Origin of the sequence: Myxococcus guangdongensis, assembly GCF_024198255.1 — a bacterium.
Taxonomy (GTDB): Bacteria; Myxococcota; Myxococcia; order Myxococcales; family Myxococcaceae; genus Myxococcus; species Myxococcus guangdongensis.
On sequence record NZ_JAJVKW010000001.1, the window covers coordinates 605,027 to 622,110 of the forward strand.

Consider the following 17,084-nt stretch of genomic DNA (forward strand, 5'->3'; position numbering starts at 1 on the left):
AGCCACGCCGTGTCCTCGCTTGCGCGTCGCCCGGCCGGTGCCCACCTGTCCCTCGAGGAGGACGGACTCATGGGACTGGGAAGAACGAGGGCGGTACCCACCCTGGCGGTGACGGACCTGAAGGCGGCCCGACGCTTCTACGGCGAGGTGCTCGGGTTCGACGAGGTCAAGGAGGTCTCGGAGGAAGGCGCGGCCATGTACCGCGTGGGCGGTGACTCGCTCCTGCTCGTCTACGAGCGCCCGACACCGTCCGGCTCCACCGCCACCGCGTGCTCCTTCGCCGTAGAGGACGTGGAAGCCACGGTGGACGAGCTGCGCCAGGCGGGCGTGAAGCTCGAGGACTACGACATCCCCGAGATGGGCATCCAGACGAAGAACGGCGTCGCGTCGATGGGCGACTTCAAGTCCGCGTGGTTCAAGGACCCTTCGGGCAACATCCTGGCCATCGACGACTCCTTCGCCCAGATGGAGCGACGGGGACGGCAGACGCGCACGAATGCACCCTCGGAAGGGCTGCACGCCTGAGCGGCGACGCACACGCCGCTAGGTCGGCAGCTTGATGCCGGACAGGCGCTGGTACAGCGCCACCGCGAAGCCGTCCGTCATCCCGGAGATGTAGTCCGTGACGCACAAGAGCCGCTGGTACATGGACAGCCGCGCGAGCGCGTCGCCGATGGCCTCACTGGTCAGCGGCTTGTCCGGACGCTGGAACAGCTCCAGGGGGAGCAGTTGCCGCAGCTTCTTCTCCTCCCGGTTGGGCGTGTCGGTCACCACCGCCTGCGCGAACATGTCCAACAGGCCGCCGAGCGTCTTGAAGCCCGCGCTCTCGATCTGCAGCACGCGCTCGCTCTCGTAGCCCTTGCGACGCGTCAGCTTCTTGATGGCGTCGAGCGGCACGCGCACGTCGTCCCGCGCGGAGACGAGCGGCTTCTCCCACTCGCCCTCCTCCATCTGCTCCACGTGCTCCAGGAACACATGCTTGCTCGCCTGGATGAGCACGCCAATCACGCGCGCGCGGGCCTGCGCCAGGCGCGTCTCCAGGTGCGCGGGAGGTGGCCGGGTCGACTTCTCGGAGGGAGGGAGCACCTCGTCCAGCAGCTCGCACGCCTCCTTCGTCGGCACCAGCCCCAGCTTCGCGGAGTCCTCCAGGTCGATGACCGCGTAGCAGATGTCGTCGGCCGCCTCGACGAGGAAGGCCAGCGGGTGACGGGAGAAGACGCCCTCCTCGCGCTCGGGGAGGCCCGCGGCGCGGTAGGTCTCCAGCGCCAGCACGTGGTCGTCCTGGAAGTAACCGAACTTCTTCTCCGACACGCGAGCCTTGCTCGCGTCGCGTCCGCCCGGGAGCACCGACGGTCGTGGGTACTTGCTCATCGCCCCCAGCGTCGCCGCGGTGTAGCGCAGCCCGCCCCGCCGCTCGCGCGACTGGAGCCGGTTGAGGATGCGGAAGCCCTGCGCGTTGCCCTCGAAGCTCTCCAAGTCCCGCCACTCCTCCACCTTCGTGAAGGGACTCGGCTTGCCCGCGAGCGCCTCGCCCGGCTTCGCCAACCGCTGCGAGACCCAGTGCTGGATGGCCGCCTCGCCCGAATGACCGAAGGGCGGGTTGCCGATGTCATGCGCCAGGCACGCCGCCGCGACGATGGTGCCCAGGTGCGAGGGCTCCACCTTCACCCCCTGCGCCTTCAGCCCCAGGCCCGCCAGTTGCCCCAACGAACGCCCCACGCACGAAGCCTCGATGCTGTGGGTCAGCCGCGTGCGCGTGTAGTCGCTCGTCGACAACGGGAAGACCTGCGTCTTGTCGTGCAGGCAGCGGAACTCGCTGGAGAACACGATGCGGTCGTAGTCCACGTCGTACGGCGTGCGCTCATCCAGCGAGACCTCACCCTCGGGCGCCTTCTCCACCCGAGCCTCCACGGGCTTCGGCTCCGAGCCCACCCGGTGTCCCGACAAGAATCGCTGCCACCGCTCCGTTCGACCGCTGCCGCCCACTGAAAGTGCCTCGCTGCCATCCCAGGAGAGAGGATGACGGGAGCATGCTGCTCCGCCCGTACGCGGAGGCAAGTTTCATGGGACGGGCGGGCACGGAGCCGTTGTCCCACCCGGCGAGCGGACGGCGCCCGGGTCGCTCGCCGGGCCTCGGGACGCTGGACGAGGACACGCGCCCTGGGCAGCCTGCGCCCGGTTCCCTCCTCCAGCGGAACCCAAGGAGTCTCACCGTATGAAGCTCAAGGCGTTGTGCATCGCCGTGTCGCTGTTGGCCATCCCGGGCGTGGCCGCCGCGCAGAGCCCCTTCGACAACCTCAAGAAGGCCGCGGGTGACGCGGGCAAGTCCACCGTCGAGAAGCGCGTCAACACCAAGCTCCTCGAGGAGGGCCAGAAGAACCAGTGCAGCTTCAAGACGGGCACCGCGGAGCTGGCCGCCGGCTGCGAGGACAAGCTCAAGAAGCTGACCAATGCCCTCATCGACGCCAAGAAGCAGCTCACCGCCGGCGGGGTGAAGAGCTACAAGTTCGAGGTCTCCGGCCACACCGACTCGACGGGCGACGCGGCGAAGAACAAGAAGCTCAGCGAGCAGCGCGCGGAGGTCATCGTCAAGGAGCTGGTCGCCCGCGGCCTCCCCCGCGGAGAAATCGTCGCCGTGGGCCTCGGCTCCGACCGGCCCCTGGTGAAGCCGGACAACACCGAGGCGAAGAAGGCGAAGAACCGCCGCTACGAGCTCCAGGTCCGCCTGTAGCGCGCGCTCAGGACGGCAGCCGGGCGAGCCGCGGCGCGTCCTCCTCGCCCTTCCGCGCGTGGGGGATGAAGGTCATGGCGCGCTCGGCCAGCGCCGTAATCGTGAGCGAGGGATTGACGCCCGGGTTGGCGGAGATGGCCGAGCCGTCCACCACGTACAGTCCCTCGTAGCCGAAGAGCCGGTGGCGATGGTCGATGACGCCCGTCGCCGCCGAGTCTCCCATGCAGCAGCCGCCGAGGATGTGCGCGGTCGTCGGGATGCCCAGCACCGTCTCGCTCACCATCGTCATCGGATAGCCATCCAGCTTGTCCGCCACGCGGCGCGCCAGGTCGAACGCCTCGGGCATGTTGGCCGTGGGCGCGGGGCCGGACTGCAGCCCGGTGGACAGCCCGTTCTTCAGCAGCCGACCGCGCCGCATGCGCAGGTGTCCCTCCAGCGTGCGCATGTAGAGCAGGATCAGGGTGCGCTTGGCGAAGTCCGGGACGAACCACGCCTTGAGGAAGCGCAGCGGATGCCGCGCGAGCAGGCCCGCCACTCGCGCCAGACGCCCCAGCATCGACTTGCCGGGCACCTGCGGCGCCATCAGCAGCCGGAAGAAGCCGGAGCCCTCCGAGAAGCGCACGGGCTCCAGGTGCGAGCGCTCGTCGGTGTGCAGGATGGAGCCGATGGCGATGCCCTTCGACAAATCATGCTCCGGGCGCCCGCTCACGATGCCGATGAGCGCCTCGGAGTTGGTGCGCACGCCGTCGCCCAGGCGCTCCGACAGCTGGGGCAACCCATCCTTGTGTTCCTTGAGCCGCAGCAGCAGCGACAGCGAGCCCAGCACACCACCGGCGAAGATGACGTTCTTCGCGGTGAGGCGCAGCGTCTGCCGCCCGAAGAGGCCCGTGCCCTGCTTCGCCTGCACCTCGTAGCCGCCGTCCGGCAGGGGCCGCACCCACGTGGCCTCCGTGTCCGCGTGCAGCGTCAGGCCGCGCTTCTCCGCGAGGTAGAGGTAATTGCGGTCCAGCGTGTTCTTCGCGCCGTGACGACAGCCGAGCATGCACCCGCCGCAGGACGTGCAGCCGGTGCGTTCGGGGCCCTCTCCGCCGAAGTAGGGGTCCTTCACCGTGACGCCGGGCTCGCCGAAGTACACGGCGACGGTGGACGGCTCGAAGCCCGGGCGGCCCAGGTCCTGGCCCACCTGCGCGAGCACCTGGTCCGCCACGGTGCTGCGCGGGTTGGGGGTGGCGCCGAGCATCCTGCGCGCGGTGAGGTAGTGCGGCGACAGCTCGTCCTTCCAGGAGGCCAGGTGTCCCCACGAGGAGGCCTGGAAGAAGTCGTCCTTCGGGATGGGGAGCGTGTTGGCGTAGACGAGCGAGCCGCCGCCCACGCCCACGCCCGACAGCACCGTGACGTGGCGGAAGAAGCTCATCTGGAACAGGCCCCGCCAGCCGAGCTGGGGCATCCACATCCAGCGCTTCAGGTTCCAGTTCGTCTTCGGGAAGTCGGAGGGAGCCAGCCGCCGCCCCTTCTCCAGCATCACCACGCGGTAGCCCTTCTCGGTCAACCGCAGCGCGCTGACGCTGCCGCCGAAGCCCGAGCCGATGATGAGCCAGTCGCAGTCCATGCGTCTCCCGTCCTTCGCAGTCCCCGGCATCGGCCCTCGCCCACCGGCACCGCCGCGGCACGACGAGGGCGCACTCTATGCGAAACACCCCGGGGGCCCGCGCGCCACGAAGCCCGCTCAGGTCGCATGGCGCACGCTCGTCCTCCAGGCCAGCGCCCCGAAGCGGGTTTTCCCGGCCGTCCCATCCAGTCCCCGGCCGCTCCTTGTCGAAGTCAGCGCCGTCATGCGGGTGGACGCGGCGTGAGCAGGGCTCACGCGGGTCATTTCCTCCCCCGGGGAAATGGCTCGGGCGGACGGCATATGGTCCGCGCATGGCCCACGACGTCTTCATCACCAGCCTGGGGAAGTTCCTCCCCGGCGAGCCCATCACCAATGAGCAGATGGAGGACTACCTCGGCAGGGTCCGGGGCAAGCCCTCCAGGGCCCGCGCCCGCGTCCTCTCCCAGAACGGAATCACCCAGCGCCACTACGCCATCGATCGCGAGCAGCGCACCGTGCTGCGCAACTGGGACCTCGCGGTGAACGCCATCCAGGATGCGCTGTCGCGCTCGCCCATCACCCTGGGGGAGATGGACCTGCTCGTCACCGCCACCACCCAGGGCGACCTGGTGCTGCCGGGCTTCGCCAGCCAGGTCCACCGCGCGCTGGGAGGCCCCGCGTGCGAGGTGGCGTCGCTGCATGGCATCTGCTCCAGCGGCATGCAGGCCCTGCGCGCCGCGGCGCTCCAGGTCTCCGGCGGAGAGGCCAAGAGGGCCGTCGTCTGCGCCAGCGAGCTGGTGAGCCGGTTGCTCAAGGCGCGCCACTACGAGGAGGTCACCGCGGACGACAGCGTGCCCTTCGAGGCGGAGTTCCTGCGCTGGATGCTCTCTGACGGAGCGGCAGCCGCCGTGGTGCAGGACCGGCCGCACCCCACGCGGCTCAGCTTGAAGGTGGAGTGGATGGACATCCGCTCGCACGCCAACCGGCACGAGCTGAACATGTACGTGGGCGCCCGCTACACGCCCGAGGGTGGCTTCGGGCCCACCTGGCTCGACCAGCCCAGCGTCACCGAGGCCGCGGCGCAGGGCGCCTTCAACATCAAGCAGGACATCCGCCGGCTGGAGTCACTGGTCGCGCTGGGCGTGGACGGCTTCTTCGCGCTGATGGACCAGGGGCTGCTGCGTCCGGACGAGGTCGACTGGTTCTGCATCCACTACTCGTCCCACTACTTCAAGAAGCCCATCGTCGACCTGCTGGGACGGGGCGGCGTGCGCATCCCCGAGGAGAAGTGGTTCACCAACCTCTCCACGCGCGGCAACACGGGCTGCGCCTCCATCTTCCTCATGTTGGAGGAGCTGGTGAACGAGGGCCGCGCGCGTCCGGGCCAGCGCATCTACTGCATGGTCCCCGAGAGCGGCGGCTTCATCACCTGTCACGCCCTGCTCACCGTCGTGGGACCTGAGCGCGCGGCCACGCCTTCGTTCGAGAGCGCCGACGAGCTCGGTCCGCTTCCCCTCAGCCCCCGCGCGGACGGCGAGCCGGTGCGGGAGCAGCTGGTGCGCGAGCTGACACACGTCTGGGTGGACTTCGAGTCGAGGCTCCAGCAGGTGCCGATTCTCGACAAGCTGCGCCGAGGGGTCTTCACCGTGGAGGACTACCGCGAGCTGCTCGTCAACATGCGGCAGCAGGTGGTGGAGGGCTCACGTTGGATTGCGCGCGCCGCGTCCAGCATCACCGCCGAGCACCTGGCCTTGCGCTCCTCGTTCATCCGTCACGCGCGCGACGAGCACCGCGACTACGAGATGCTGGAGGGGCACTACGTCTCCGTGGGAGGCACGCACGAGGCCATCACCCGCGCGCCGAAGAACATCGGCAGCGAGGCCTTGTCGGCGTGGATGTTCCACCGCGCCAGTCAGGAGAACCCGTTCGACCTCTTGGGGGCCATGTTCATCATCGAGGGCCTGGGCAGCCGCGTGGCCCGGCGCTGGGGCACGGCCATCCGCGAGCAACTGCGCCTGGAGGACGAGCAGGTGAGGTTCTTCCTCTACCACGGCGACAACGACGCCACGCACCTGGACCGGCTGGACGGTGCGCTCGGCTCGGGCATCCTCACGCCGGAGCTGGCGGCGCGCATCGTCAAGACGGCGAAGGTGACGGCGCGCCTGTACCTGCTCCAGCTCGAGGAGCTGGGAAATGTCTGAGTCGTGTCATGGTGCGGGACACGCGCGCCTCGTCCCTTCGTTCCGGTGAGTCATGGACCCCGTCGAGCAACTGAACAACCAGCCGCACGACCCCAGGGACCCCGACCCCTGGGTGGCGATGTTCCTGGACCGCAGCCTGCCGATGAACGAGCGCACCAAGGCGGCGCTGCTCGTGGACCAGCGCTCGCGCTCGCGTCAGTTCCTGCTGCCCCTCATGCGCCCCATGGCGCGGCTCTTCATCGTCTTCTTCCAGGTGGTGAAGCTCTTCATCCCCAACCGCTTCACCTCGTCGAAGCTGCTGCACCGGCTGCTCGCGTGGGGGCTCAAGGTGTGGGTCAGCCCGGAGGCGAACTTCCTCATCCTCCGGCACTTCCACGTCGGCTCGGAGATTCTCGACTTCATCGCCCGCAACGCGAAGGAGCTGAACGTCCCCACCCAGCCCCTGCGTCCGACGACGCTGGAGCACGTGAAGGACGAAATCTTCCTCCAGCACGACCTCAACCTCTTCAACTTCGTCATCCGGCTGAACAAGGCGCTGCGCGAGCAGGGACGCACCCTGGAGCCACCGGCCCAGCTGGACTTCAGCGGCATCTCCGACGAGTTCCCACTGGAGCCCCTCCCCAACGGCTGGACGAACTTCCTGGACCTCCAGTCGGCGATTGAAATCTTCACGCCGGTGTACCAGCTGTTCCTCACGGACCGGGACTTCTGGCGGGCGAGCAACTCGCTGCAGCTCGACGAGACCATCGCCATCTACGTGGCCACGCTGATGCAGGCGCCGGGGCTCGTTGCGCTGGTGAACAACCGCCATCCGCTGGTGCCGCTGTCGACGATGCGCGCGGGCTTCCGGTTGGTGCTGCACGGCCTGTCCGCGGAGTCGATGCACGCGTTCCTGGTGGAGTGCAAACACGGGCGGATGCCCCAGCTCGCGCGCATCGTGGCGCCGGGGCTCCGGGCTCCCGCGCCCGAAGCGGCCTGAACCTCGCGTCGTCGTCTTCCACTCGGAGCGAGTGGAGAGAAGCCAACACGGCGAAGACAACGGGCCTCGCGCGCATCGCGGCGGGTGGCGTTCCCGGGGAAGCTGCCCGGGCGCCGCCTTCGCGGGGCGCATCGCTCGCCGCGCGAGGTCCCTCGTGAAGGAAGCCACTCCGACAAGTCCCCCGTCCCGTCCTGGCCTCGTGCCGCTGCTCGGCTGGGTGCTCGTCGCGCTCGTCGGTGCCTTCTGTCTGGGCACGGTGGCGCTCCACCGGGGCGAGTCCATCAACGCCATCTGGCTGCTGGTGGCCTCGGTCTGCGTGTTCCTCATCGGATATCGCTTCTACGGGCGGTTCATCGCGGACCGGGCGCTGAAGCTGGACCCGACGCGGGCGACACCCGCGCTGCGGCACAACGATGGACTGGACTACGTGCCCACGGACAAGTGGGTGTTGTTCGGCCACCACTTCGCGGCCATCGCCGGCGCGGGGCCGCTGGTGGGGCCGGTGCTGGCGGCGCAGATGGGTTACCTGCCGGGCACGCTGTGGATTCTGGCGGGCGTGGTGCTGGCGGGCGCGGTGCAGGACTTCACGGTGCTGTTCCTCTCCATCCGGCGCGACGGCAAGTCCCTGGGGGACATGGTCCGGATGGAGCTGGGGCCGGCCGCGGGTGTGGTGGCGATGGTGGGCGTGTTGATGATCATGATGATCATCCTCGCGGTGCTGGCGCTCGTGGTGGTCAAGGCGCTGACGCACAGCCCCTGGGGCACCTTCACCGTGGCGATGACCATTCCCATCGCCCTGGCGATGGGCCTGTACCTGCGCTACGTGCGCCGCGGCAAGGTGCTCGAGGTGTCGATCGCCGGCTTCGTGCTGCTGATGCTGTCCATCTGGTTGGGGGGACGGGTGGCGGAGTCGGCCACGTGGGCGCCCTTCTTCACGTTCGACAGCAAGGCGCTGGCGTGGATGCTCATCGCGTATGGCTTCTGCGCGTCGGTGCTGCCGGTGTGGCTGTTGCTGGCGCCGCGCGACTACCTGTCCACGTTCCTGAAGATTGGCACCGTGCTGGTGCTGGCGGTGGGCATCGTGCTGGCGGCGCCGGAGATGCGGATGCCCGCCGTCACCCGCTTCACGGACGGCAGCGGGCCGGTGTTCTCCGGCAGCCTGTTCCCGTTCCTGTTCATCACCATCGCCTGTGGCGCGGTGTCGGGGTGGCACTCGCTCATCGCCTCGGGGACCACGCCCAAGATGCTGGCGAACGAGCGGGACGCGAAGATGGTGGGCTACGGGGCGATGTTGATGGAGTCGTTCGTCGCCATCATGGCGCTCATCTCCGCGACGGTGCTCCAGCCAGGGGTGTACTTCGCGATGAACGCCCCGCCGGCGCTGATTGGCACGACGGTGGAGCAGGCGGCGCGCACCATCAGCGAGTGGGGCTTCGTCATCACGCCCGAGGTGCTGGCGCAGACGGCGCGGGACATCGGCGAGACGTCCATCCTCTCCCGGGCGGGAGGCGCTCCGACGCTGGCGGTGGGCATGGCGCAGATCCTCCATGGGCTGGTGGCCGGCGAGGGGATGATGGCGTTCTGGTACCACTACGCCATCCTGTTCGAGGCGCTGTTCATCCTCACCACGGTGGACGCCGGCACGCGCGTGGGGCGGTTCATGATTCAGGAGCTTGCGGGCCTGGTGTACGCGCCGCTCAAGCGCACGGAGTCCTGGGGCGCCAACCTCATCGCCACGGCGCTGGGCGTGGCGGGCTGGGGATACTTCCTCTACCAGGGCGTGGTGGACCCGCTGGGCGGCATCAACACGCTCTGGCCCTTGTTCGGCATCGCGAACCAGATGCTCGCGGCCATCGCGCTGACGCTGGTGTGTGTCGTGTTCGTGAAGATGAAGCGCGAGCGCTACCTGTGGATTCCCGCGCTGCCGGCGGCGTGGCTGGTGTGCTGCACGCTCGTGGCGGGATGGCAGAAGGTGTTCGGCTCGGACCCGCGCGTCAGCTTCGTGGCGCACGCGCGCGACTTCTCCGCCGCCATCGACGCGGGCAAGGTGCTGTCGCCCGCGAAGTCGCTGGAGGAGATGCGGCAGATCATCTCCAACGACTACCTGGACGCCGGGCTCACCGTCTTCTTCATGGTGCTGGTGCTGGCGACGGTGGGCTTCGGGGTGCGCTCCGCGCTCGCGGCCCGGCGCTCCGCGACGCCCACGGCGAATGAGACCCCCTACGTCCCCGTGACGGCGGCGGAGGGCTCCTGAGATGGCGACCTGGGCGGAGGCGCTTCGACGCGGCTGGCGACAGGCCGTCCGCATCGCGCGGCTGATGATTGGGGTGCCCGACTACGAGGCGTACGTGGCGCACCTGCGCGCGCATCATCCGGAGCGTCCGGTGATGACGTACGAGGAGTTCTTCGACGAGCGCATGGCGGCGCGCTACCGGGGCGGTGGCGGACGCTGCTGTTGAGCCGAGGAGTTCCGCGGCGATTCCGTCGCGGTGAGCCACCGCGGCAGTGTCCGCCGCATCCGCCGACGCAAGAAGCCCGCGACGCGCCAATGGCCTCGCGCCGCCGGGCGCTCCTGCCGCAGGGGGCCTGAACGGGTCACCCGCCGTGCGGAACGAGCACGGCGGGTGACCCAGGTGCGCCCCTCCACGCCGCCACGACGCGAGCGCGGCGGGAAGGCCGGACGCTCACCGCCGCGTCGCCGCCTTGCGAGCACGACGCGCGGCGGGCGTGTTCGCCACGTACTGCCGACCTCTTCGCGAGGCCGTGCGCTTGCGCCGCTCCGTGGCCTGCTTCTGACGCGCGCTGAGCCGCGACCACGCCTTCTTCGGCAGATAGCGAGCCGTCGTCGCGCCACGGCGCGCGCGCGTGCCGCCGGTGCTCGTCTGCCAGGCCTCGCGCGTCCACGACGTGAGCGACTTCTGGCTCGTCGCCTTCCGCCCGCGATAGCCACCGCCGGCCTTCACGTATTCAGCGGCCAGCAGCTGGGCCTTGCGCGCGCTCCACTGTCCCGCGCGCCCTCCCCGCGAGCCCGCCATGATGCGCTTCTTGAGGCGCTCCCTCAGCGCGGGCCGCGTGTACCGGCTGTTCGCCGAGGCGCGCGCCCCGGACGCCACACGACGTCGGGGCGCGGCGGTGGCACGTCGAGGCTTCGACATGCGCGTACGAGAAACCATCCGCTTCTTGGGCATCCCACGGGTGCGCGACGTAGCGCGCGAGCTCTTCTTGGTGACCATCAAGTCCCTCCCCCTCAGTGACTGCGCTGCGCGCCACAGTTGGGGACGGCCAGCGCACCTCGCAATCACCTGGCCTTGCCGCCTGCTCCTCGCGACGAGGGCCCGCTCCCTCTCATGCCCGCCCTCCGGCTCAATCCTTCACACCCGCCGGCCCCCGGGGGCGGAAGAGCGCGCAAGCCCGCACCGGCTGCGGCGGGTACTTCCCCGGCAACAGCGGGCACATGATGAACACCGAGGTCCGCGACTGGACGTAGCGCGGTGGCGCGGCGCAGCGATGGCAGAGGCTGTCCGGGAACGGGAGCGACTCGGGAGGGGGCGTCGTCATGGGGTCTCGACGGGAGTCTTGCCACGGCACTGTCGTCCGCGTGCGTCATGCGGGCTTCCGCCGTGCATGTCTCCCTTCATCTCACAATTCGAGGAAACAAACGCAGACCTGTCCAGACAATCCAAGTGACTCAGCCCCCCTCACCCAGAGGAGTCACGCAATGGCCCCGCCTGTTCGTCTCGAGAATCGCCGAGCGGTTCCGTACCGTCGAGTGGAGCCAGAGGTGGCGCCCAAGCCGCAGGCCACCCCCGTGTCGGCCCAGGCGAAGGCGTCGCCCATCGTCGATGAGTTCATCCCGTCGCTGCCCATCCCCGGCAAGGACGTGCTCAAGAAGGTCCAGGACGCGGCGAACCAGCTCGAGGGGCAGCCGCTCGACGACGCGCAGAAGAAGGACTTGAAGAAGGTCTTCGGCGACAGCGTCGACCTGGACAAGGTCAGCGTGGTGAAGGGGCCCTCGACGCTCTTCGACAACCTGAGCCGCTACACGCCCGCCTTCACGGTGGGGAACAAGATCCTCGTCAACCCGAAGGCGCAGGACGGCTCGCCCACGAACTTCCCTCCGTCCAAGGACCTGCTCACCCACGAGGCCACCCACGTCTGGCAGTACCAGAACCACGGCGCGGACTACGCGGCCAAGGCGCTGGTCGCGCAGGGCGCGGGACAGGGCTACGACTGGGAGAAGGGCCTCGAGTCCGGCAAGAAGTGGGCGGACCTCAACCCCGAGCAACAGGGCGAGCTCATCCAGGACGCGTACAAGCAGGGCTACTTCGACGGCAAGCGGCCGTTCGTCGGAGAGAGCGGCAAGGACCGCACCGCGTACCTCGACGAGGCGGTGAAGCAGATGCGCGAGGGCAAGGGAGACCCGAACTGGGACTTCTCCAAGGCCACGGGCAAGTGGAACGAGGTCAAGGACGCGGTGGTCGACGGCGTGAAGGACGCTGGCAAGAAGGTCTGGGACACCGTCACGGAGCCCCTCGAGCGCGTCAAGGATGGCATCCTCGATCGCCTCCCCTGGCGTTGAGGCTAGGGCTTCGCGCCTGACGCGGGACTGTCCGCCGGTGGGTTCGGTTCACGAAGCCACCGCGCGGCGGCCTGCGCGACCTCGGCCGGAATCGAGTGGCCGCCGGTGAACTCGTGGAACCGCACGTCGAAGCCCGCCGAGCGCAGCTCCGCGCCGATGCGCCGCCCCTCCTCCACGGGGATGGCCTTGTCTCCGACGCCGTGGGCGATGAACACGCGCGGTACACCGCGAGGCTCCGCCGCGTCCACGAAGCCCGGCGCGAAGGCCACGATGCGCGAGAACAGGTCCCCGTTCAGGATGCCCATGGACAACGCATAGGACGCGCCATCCGAGAACCCGGAGACGCTGATGCGCTCGGGGGCCACGGCGTAGCGAGCGAAGACCCGCGCGAGCGCCCGGTCGATGAAGTCCAGGTCCGCGCCCCCCGTGGCCAGCTTGTGGTCCCACGTCACGCCGCGCGACTCCGGTATCACCAGCAGGAGCCCCTCCGCCTCCGCGACGGGCGCCAGCGCCTCCAGCATCTGCCGCGCGTTCCCCATCGCGCCGTGCAGCAACAGCATCAACGACGCGGGCTGCTCCGGACGGTAGGAGCGAGGCACGTACACGAGCCCGTCCCGCGCGCCGCCCAGCCCCAGCGGGTGCTCGCCGACCGCCGCTGACACCTCCGACACCGGGCCCGGACGCGAGCGCACCCGACCCTCCGTGGACACGTGGGCGAGGGGACCCGCCATCGTGGCCTCTCTCGCGGGCCCCGCGCTCTTGGGCGCCACACAGGCCACGAGCCCCAGGCACATCCCCACGAGAGCTCGAAGCAGGGCCTCCCGCGGCGAGAAGACCAGAGACCTCCTCGTCGGCATCTTCACGCCTCCTCCTTCGCGGTTGCGACTCCGCTTCACCAGAGCGGCGCCATGTTCTCCACGTACTTGAAGCCCGTGCCGGTGTTGAAGACCACCACGGACTCCTCGGGAGTCACCTGCCCGGACGCATGGAGCTTGCGCAGCGCGGCCACGCACGCGCCGCCCTCGGGCGCGGCGAAGAGGCCCTCGGCCGAGGCCAGGTCCTTCGTCCCCTGGACGATTTCGGCCTCCGTGACGGAGACCGCCGTCCCACCGCTCTGCTTCACCGCGCGCAGGATGAGGAAATCGCCCAGCGCCTTCGGCACGCGAAGCCCGTGCGCATGCGTCGTCGCGCCCTGCCACATCGGCGCATCGGGCTGGCCCTCCTCGTGGGCCTTCACGATGGGCGCGCAGCCCTCCGCCTGCACCGCCACCATCCTCGGCCGCTTCGAGCCGATGAGGCCCATCGCCTCCATCTCCTCGAACGCCTTCCACATGCCGATGAGGCCGGTGCCGCCGCCCGTCGGGTAGAGGATGACGTCGGGCAGCATCCACCCGAGCTGCTCGGCGACCTCGTAGCCCATCGTCTTCTTGCCCTCCACGCGGTAGGGCTCCTTCAGCGTGGCGCACTCGTACCAGCCATGCTCACGCGCCAGCCCCGCGCACACCTTCCCCGCGTCGGTGATGAGCCCATCCACCGTCTCGACGTGCGCGCCATAGGCCCGCGTCTCCAGCAGGAAGAGGCTCGCGATGTCGCGAGGCACGAAGACATGCGCCTGCAATCCACCGCGCGCCGCGTACGCCGCCAGCGCGCTCCCGGCGTTGCCCGCCGAGGGCAGGCACACCGCCTTCGCCCCCAGCACCTTCGCCATCGACACCGCCGCCGACAGGCCGCGCGCCTTGAACGAGCCGGTGGGATTGCCGCTCTCGTCCTTCACCCAGACCTGCTTCATCCCCAACCGCGCCGACAGCCGGGGCGTCGGGAGCAGCGGCGTCCAGCCCTCGCCCAGGCTGAGCCGTTGGGCGGGGTCCTCCACGGGCATCACCTCGTGGTAGCGCCACATGGAGCGCTCCCGCGTCGCCAGGGCCTCGCGGCGCAGCGTCTTCGCCGCGCGTTCCAGGTCGTAGCTCGCGAACAGCGGCGCGTTGCAGGAGGTGCACAGGTTCAGCACGGCGCCCGGCGCATACGTCCGGTCGCACTTCGTACAGTCGAGTCGGAGGACGGACATGGCCCTCCGACTCTACGGCGAACCCTGCCCCGAGTCCTACCGTCCGTCCCCGGCGGTGTTCACCGGGGGCAACCACTTGCGCAGCAAGGCGGGCGCGGTGGAGCGGTAGATGTTGTCGTGACGCAGGTCCGGCCGGGGCTCCACCTCCCACGTCAGCCCGGCGGGTGCGCTCGCCTGGAGGATGTCCTTCAGCCGGGCCACCGCGGGGACGATGTCCGTCTCGTTCGCGGAGGAGACATACAGCCGCGCGCGCAGCCCCGGACGGGAGGCGAGGTGCGCCCCGGCCTGGTTCACCAGCGCCTCGCCGTTCCACCAGAGGCTCGGGCTCAACACCAGGTACGTGTCGAACAGCTCCGGCTGGAGGAAGAAGGTCTCCATGAGGAACAGGCCCGCGAGCGACTCGCCGATGACGGCCCGCTCCTCCGTCACGCGGTAGCGCCGGGAGATGTCGGGAATCAGCTCGTCGCGGATGAACGCACGGAACGCGGCGGAGCCTCCCGAAACAGGGACGAGCTCCCGGTCCGCCGCCACCTCGCTGGGCCCCGTCATGTCGCGCTTGCGCACCGTGTTCTCGATGCCCACGACGATGACCGGCCGCATCTCCCCCGCGCGGATGGCGGCATCCACCGCGGAGGCCACGTGCGGGAAGTCCTCCTGGAGCCCACCATCCGGCATGTAGAGCACCGGGAAGCGCGCCTCCTTCGCCGTGTCGTAGCCGGGCGGCAGGTAGACGGCGATGCGCCGCTCCTCCTTCAGCACCGAGGAGGGCAGCAGGTACAGCTCATGCGGTGGAGGGGGCTCCAGGGCGATGGGTGGCAACCGGCGCACGGAGCACCCCGCCAGCAACAGGCTCAGCCCCACATACGCCATCCACCGTCGCGTCATCATGATGTCCCTCACCTGCTTCAATCCTGGAGCTCCAGCCACACCGGCGCGTGGTCCGAGGGCTGCTTGCCCTTGCGCGCGTCACGGTCCGTATCCGCCCCCGTCAGCCGGGGCACCAGCGGCGCGGACACGTAGAGGTGGTCGATGCGCAGGCCCAGGTTCTTCGGGAAGCCGAGGTTGCGGTAGTCCCACCACGAGAAGCGCTGCGTGTCGGGGTGCAGCTTGCGGTACGCGTCCGTCAGACCGAAGGCGCACAGGCGCTGGAGCGCGTCGCGCTCCTTGAGCGTGAAGAGCGTCTGCCCTTCCCACAGCTTCGGGTCATAGGTGTCGATGTCCTCGGGCGCGATGTTCCAGTCGCCGCCGAGCACCAGCGGCTCCTCCGGCTTGTGTCGCGTGTCCAGGTAGCGGCGCAGCCGGCCGTACCACTGGAGCTTGTACTCATACTGGGGCGAGTCCACCGACTGCCCGTTGGGCGCGTACGCGCTCACCACGCGGATGCCCTTCACCGTCGCGGCGATGAGGCGCGCGTGCGTGTCGTCCACGCCGTCCGACAGCCCCTTCACCACGTCGCGCGGCTCCTCCTTCGCCAGGATGGCCACGCCGTTGTAGGTCTTCTGCCCGTGGAGGGCCGCGTGGTAGCCGGCGTCGCGCACGGCCTCCAGCGGGAAGTCCTCCTCGATGCACTTGAGCTCCTGCAAGCACACCACGTCCGGCTGCGCGCTCTTCAGCCACTCGAGCAGGCGCTCCTGACGGGCCCGTACCGAGTTCACGTTCCAGGTCGCGATCTTCATCGCGGGCACCGTCGCACGGCACCCACGCCCCCGCCACGCTTTTCCCTCCTCGTGCGGCCCCACGGCCACACCCCGTCCCACGCCCCGGGGCAAGAGCCCTGGCATGCGCATCGCAATGACTCCGGGTGGGAGGACGCCCACAGGTGTCCTCCCGGAGCGCCCTTCCCGGACGCCCCGCCTGGAGTCGAGGTCGCCATGAGCCCGAGGACGAAGAAGACCTCCCGCCGCACCCTGGGATTCACCCTGCCTCCCACGCTGAAGAAGGCCCTGGTGCCGTCCTGCCTCGCGGCCCTCGGCCTGGCCGCGTGGACCGATGTCCCCCTGCCCGCCGCGCTGCGACCGTGGCTGGCCCTGGCCGAGCAGCACGCGCGCGCCCGTGACGCGGGCATCGTCGTGGACCTCGCGCCGACGTTCGCCGAGGCGCCCCTCCCCATCCCGGCCACCCACTCGGCCACCCCGGAGCTCCCGTCCGCCGCCGGGCCCGCGCCGCGCGTGGCGGTCGAGGATGGCCTGGCCCTGTCGCACGAGCACACCCGACGGGTGGACCACCTGGGCCGCGCCCGCGCCCTGCGAGAGCTGGGGGATGTGTCCGGCGCGCTCACCGAGGTGCGCCGCGCCCTGCACGACGAGCCGTCCGACACGGAGGCGCTGACGATGGCGGCCCGGCTGGCGCGGCTGCAGGGCCAGTCGGAGCTGGCGCTCGTGGCCTACGCGCGGATGGGGAGCCTGATGCCCGAGGAGGCCAGCGCGCTCATCCAGCAGGCCCGCCTGCTGGTGTCCCTGGGGCGCCATGCGGAGGCGGTGCGCGTGGGCGAGGAGGCGGTGGTGCGCGCGCCGGAGGACGCGGAGGGCTACCAGGTGCTCGGCCGGGCCCACCTGGCCTCGGGCGAGCTGTCGCCCGCCATCCTCCGCTTCCAGCAGGCGGTTCACCTGGAGCCGGAGCACGGCTACGCGCTCAACAACCTGGGCTTCGCCTACCTGCGCGCGGGTGAGGACACGAAGGCCGCGGAGGTGCTCGCGCGGGCCGCGGAGCTGCTGCCCCACGTCGCTTATGTGCACAACAACCTGGGCGTGGCCTGGGAGCGGCTGGGCCGCAAGGAGGAAGCTCGGGGCGCGTATGCCCAGGCCACCCGCCTGTCTCCCCGCTACGTCCAGGTGCGCGTCAACGCGGACCGGATGAACCGCGTCGCCCGGGCGGACCTGGCCCCGAGCGACGCCCGGACGCCGGAAGCCCTTTCACCCCTGCCCGAGCTGCATTAGTGCCT

The 17,084-nt window shown here is 69.9% G+C and carries 16 protein-coding genes; 8 read left to right on the forward strand and 8 right to left on the reverse strand.

Annotated features, from left to right (window positions below):
- Nucleotides 1-69 precede the first annotated feature (69 nt).
- Entirely contained in the window at nucleotides 70-525 is a 456-nt protein-coding gene (locus LXT21_RS02475) for a VOC family protein (protein ID WP_254036461.1), read from the forward strand.
- Nucleotides 526-543: 18 nt separating this feature from the next.
- On the opposite strand, the gene dgt is transcribed toward LXT21_RS02475, so the two are convergent.
- Nucleotides 544-1,932: a dGTP triphosphohydrolase gene (gene dgt / locus LXT21_RS02480; RefSeq protein WP_407666963.1), complete on the reverse strand. Its 1,389-nt coding sequence runs from the start codon at nucleotides 1,930-1,932 to the stop codon at nucleotides 544-546.
- Nucleotides 1,933-2,215: 283 nt separating this feature from the next.
- Between dgt and LXT21_RS02485 the strand changes: the two genes are divergently transcribed.
- Nucleotides 2,216-2,731, forward strand: coding sequence for an OmpA family protein (locus LXT21_RS02485; RefSeq protein WP_254036463.1), 516 nt, complete (start codon nucleotides 2,216-2,218; stop codon nucleotides 2,729-2,731).
- A 7-nt stretch (nucleotides 2,732-2,738) separates the two neighbouring features.
- On the opposite strand, the gene LXT21_RS02490 is transcribed toward LXT21_RS02485, so the two are convergent.
- On the reverse strand, nucleotides 2,739-4,340 hold the full coding sequence (locus LXT21_RS02490) for a GMC oxidoreductase (protein WP_254036464.1): 1,602 nt from the start codon (nucleotides 4,338-4,340) through the stop codon (nucleotides 2,739-2,741).
- 311 nt (nucleotides 4,341-4,651) lie between these two features.
- On the opposite strand from LXT21_RS02490, the gene LXT21_RS02495 reads away from it, so the two are divergent.
- The 4 genes from LXT21_RS02495 to LXT21_RS02510 all read left to right on the forward strand — a co-directional run bounded on the left by LXT21_RS02495 (nucleotide 4,652) and on the right by LXT21_RS02510 (nucleotide 9,958).
- Nucleotides 4,652-6,520, forward strand: a complete 1,869-nt coding sequence (locus LXT21_RS02495) for a 3-oxoacyl-[acyl-carrier-protein] synthase III C-terminal domain-containing protein (protein WP_254036465.1) — start codon at nucleotides 4,652-4,654, stop codon at nucleotides 6,518-6,520.
- Between the two features lie 52 nt (nucleotides 6,521-6,572).
- The gene (locus tag LXT21_RS02500) at nucleotides 6,573-7,499 is read left to right on the forward strand and encodes a DUF6999 family protein (RefSeq protein WP_254036466.1); all 927 of its coding nucleotides are present in this window, start codon (nucleotides 6,573-6,575) and stop codon (nucleotides 7,497-7,499) included.
- A gap of 154 nt (nucleotides 7,500-7,653) precedes the next feature.
- On the forward strand, nucleotides 7,654-9,753 hold the full coding sequence (locus LXT21_RS02505; RefSeq protein WP_323393969.1) for a carbon starvation CstA family protein: 2,100 nt from the start codon (nucleotides 7,654-7,656) through the stop codon (nucleotides 9,751-9,753).
- 1 nt (nucleotide 9,754) lies between these two features.
- Nucleotides 9,755-9,958 carry a YbdD/YjiX family protein gene (locus LXT21_RS02510; protein WP_254036467.1) on the forward strand — a complete coding sequence of 68 codons (204 nt, stop codon included), beginning with the start codon at nucleotides 9,755-9,757 and terminating at the stop codon, nucleotides 9,956-9,958.
- 225 nt (nucleotides 9,959-10,183) lie between these two features.
- Here the strand turns inward: LXT21_RS02510 and LXT21_RS02515 are convergent, their stop codons facing one another.
- Nucleotides 10,184-10,654: a hypothetical protein gene (locus LXT21_RS02515; protein WP_254036468.1), complete on the reverse strand. Its 471-nt coding sequence runs from the start codon at nucleotides 10,652-10,654 to the stop codon at nucleotides 10,184-10,186.
- A 208-nt stretch (nucleotides 10,655-10,862) separates the two neighbouring features.
- On the reverse strand, nucleotides 10,863-11,057 hold the full coding sequence (locus tag LXT21_RS02520; RefSeq protein ID WP_254036469.1) for a hypothetical protein: 195 nt from the start codon (nucleotides 11,055-11,057) through the stop codon (nucleotides 10,863-10,865).
- Nucleotides 11,058-11,280: 223 nt separating this feature from the next.
- Here LXT21_RS02520 and LXT21_RS02525 point away from each other — a divergent pair, with 223 nt between their 5' ends.
- Complete coding sequence (locus tag LXT21_RS02525) at nucleotides 11,281-12,078, forward strand: eCIS core domain-containing protein (RefSeq protein WP_254036470.1); 798 nt, start codon at nucleotides 11,281-11,283, stop codon at nucleotides 12,076-12,078.
- Between the two features lie 2 nt (nucleotides 12,079-12,080).
- Here LXT21_RS02525 and LXT21_RS02530 read toward each other — a convergent pair whose 3' ends face one another.
- The 4 genes from LXT21_RS02530 to xth form a co-directional block, all read right to left on the reverse strand.
- Nucleotides 12,081-12,809: an alpha/beta hydrolase gene (locus LXT21_RS02530; RefSeq protein WP_254036471.1), complete on the reverse strand. Its 729-nt coding sequence runs from the start codon at nucleotides 12,807-12,809 to the stop codon at nucleotides 12,081-12,083.
- Nucleotides 12,810-12,970: 161 nt separating this feature from the next.
- A complete protein-coding gene (locus LXT21_RS02535; protein WP_254036472.1) occupies nucleotides 12,971-14,143 on the reverse strand; it encodes a threonine synthase in 1,173 nt (390 codons plus the stop codon).
- Between the two features lie 36 nt (nucleotides 14,144-14,179).
- The gene (locus tag LXT21_RS02540) at nucleotides 14,180-15,028 is read right to left on the reverse strand and encodes an alpha/beta hydrolase (RefSeq protein WP_254036922.1); all 849 of its coding nucleotides are present in this window, start codon (nucleotides 15,026-15,028) and stop codon (nucleotides 14,180-14,182) included.
- 20 nt (nucleotides 15,029-15,048) lie between these two features.
- Nucleotides 15,049-15,819, reverse strand: a complete 771-nt coding sequence (xth, locus tag LXT21_RS02545; protein ID WP_254036473.1) for an exodeoxyribonuclease III — start codon at nucleotides 15,817-15,819, stop codon at nucleotides 15,049-15,051.
- Nucleotides 15,820-16,014: 195 nt separating this feature from the next.
- Between xth and LXT21_RS02550 the strand changes: the two genes are divergently transcribed.
- Nucleotides 16,015-17,079 (forward strand): tetratricopeptide repeat protein, encoded by a 1,065-nt coding sequence (locus tag LXT21_RS02550; protein ID WP_254036474.1) that lies wholly within the window; start codon nucleotides 16,015-16,017, stop codon nucleotides 17,077-17,079.
- Nucleotides 17,080-17,084: the final 5 nt, after the last annotated feature.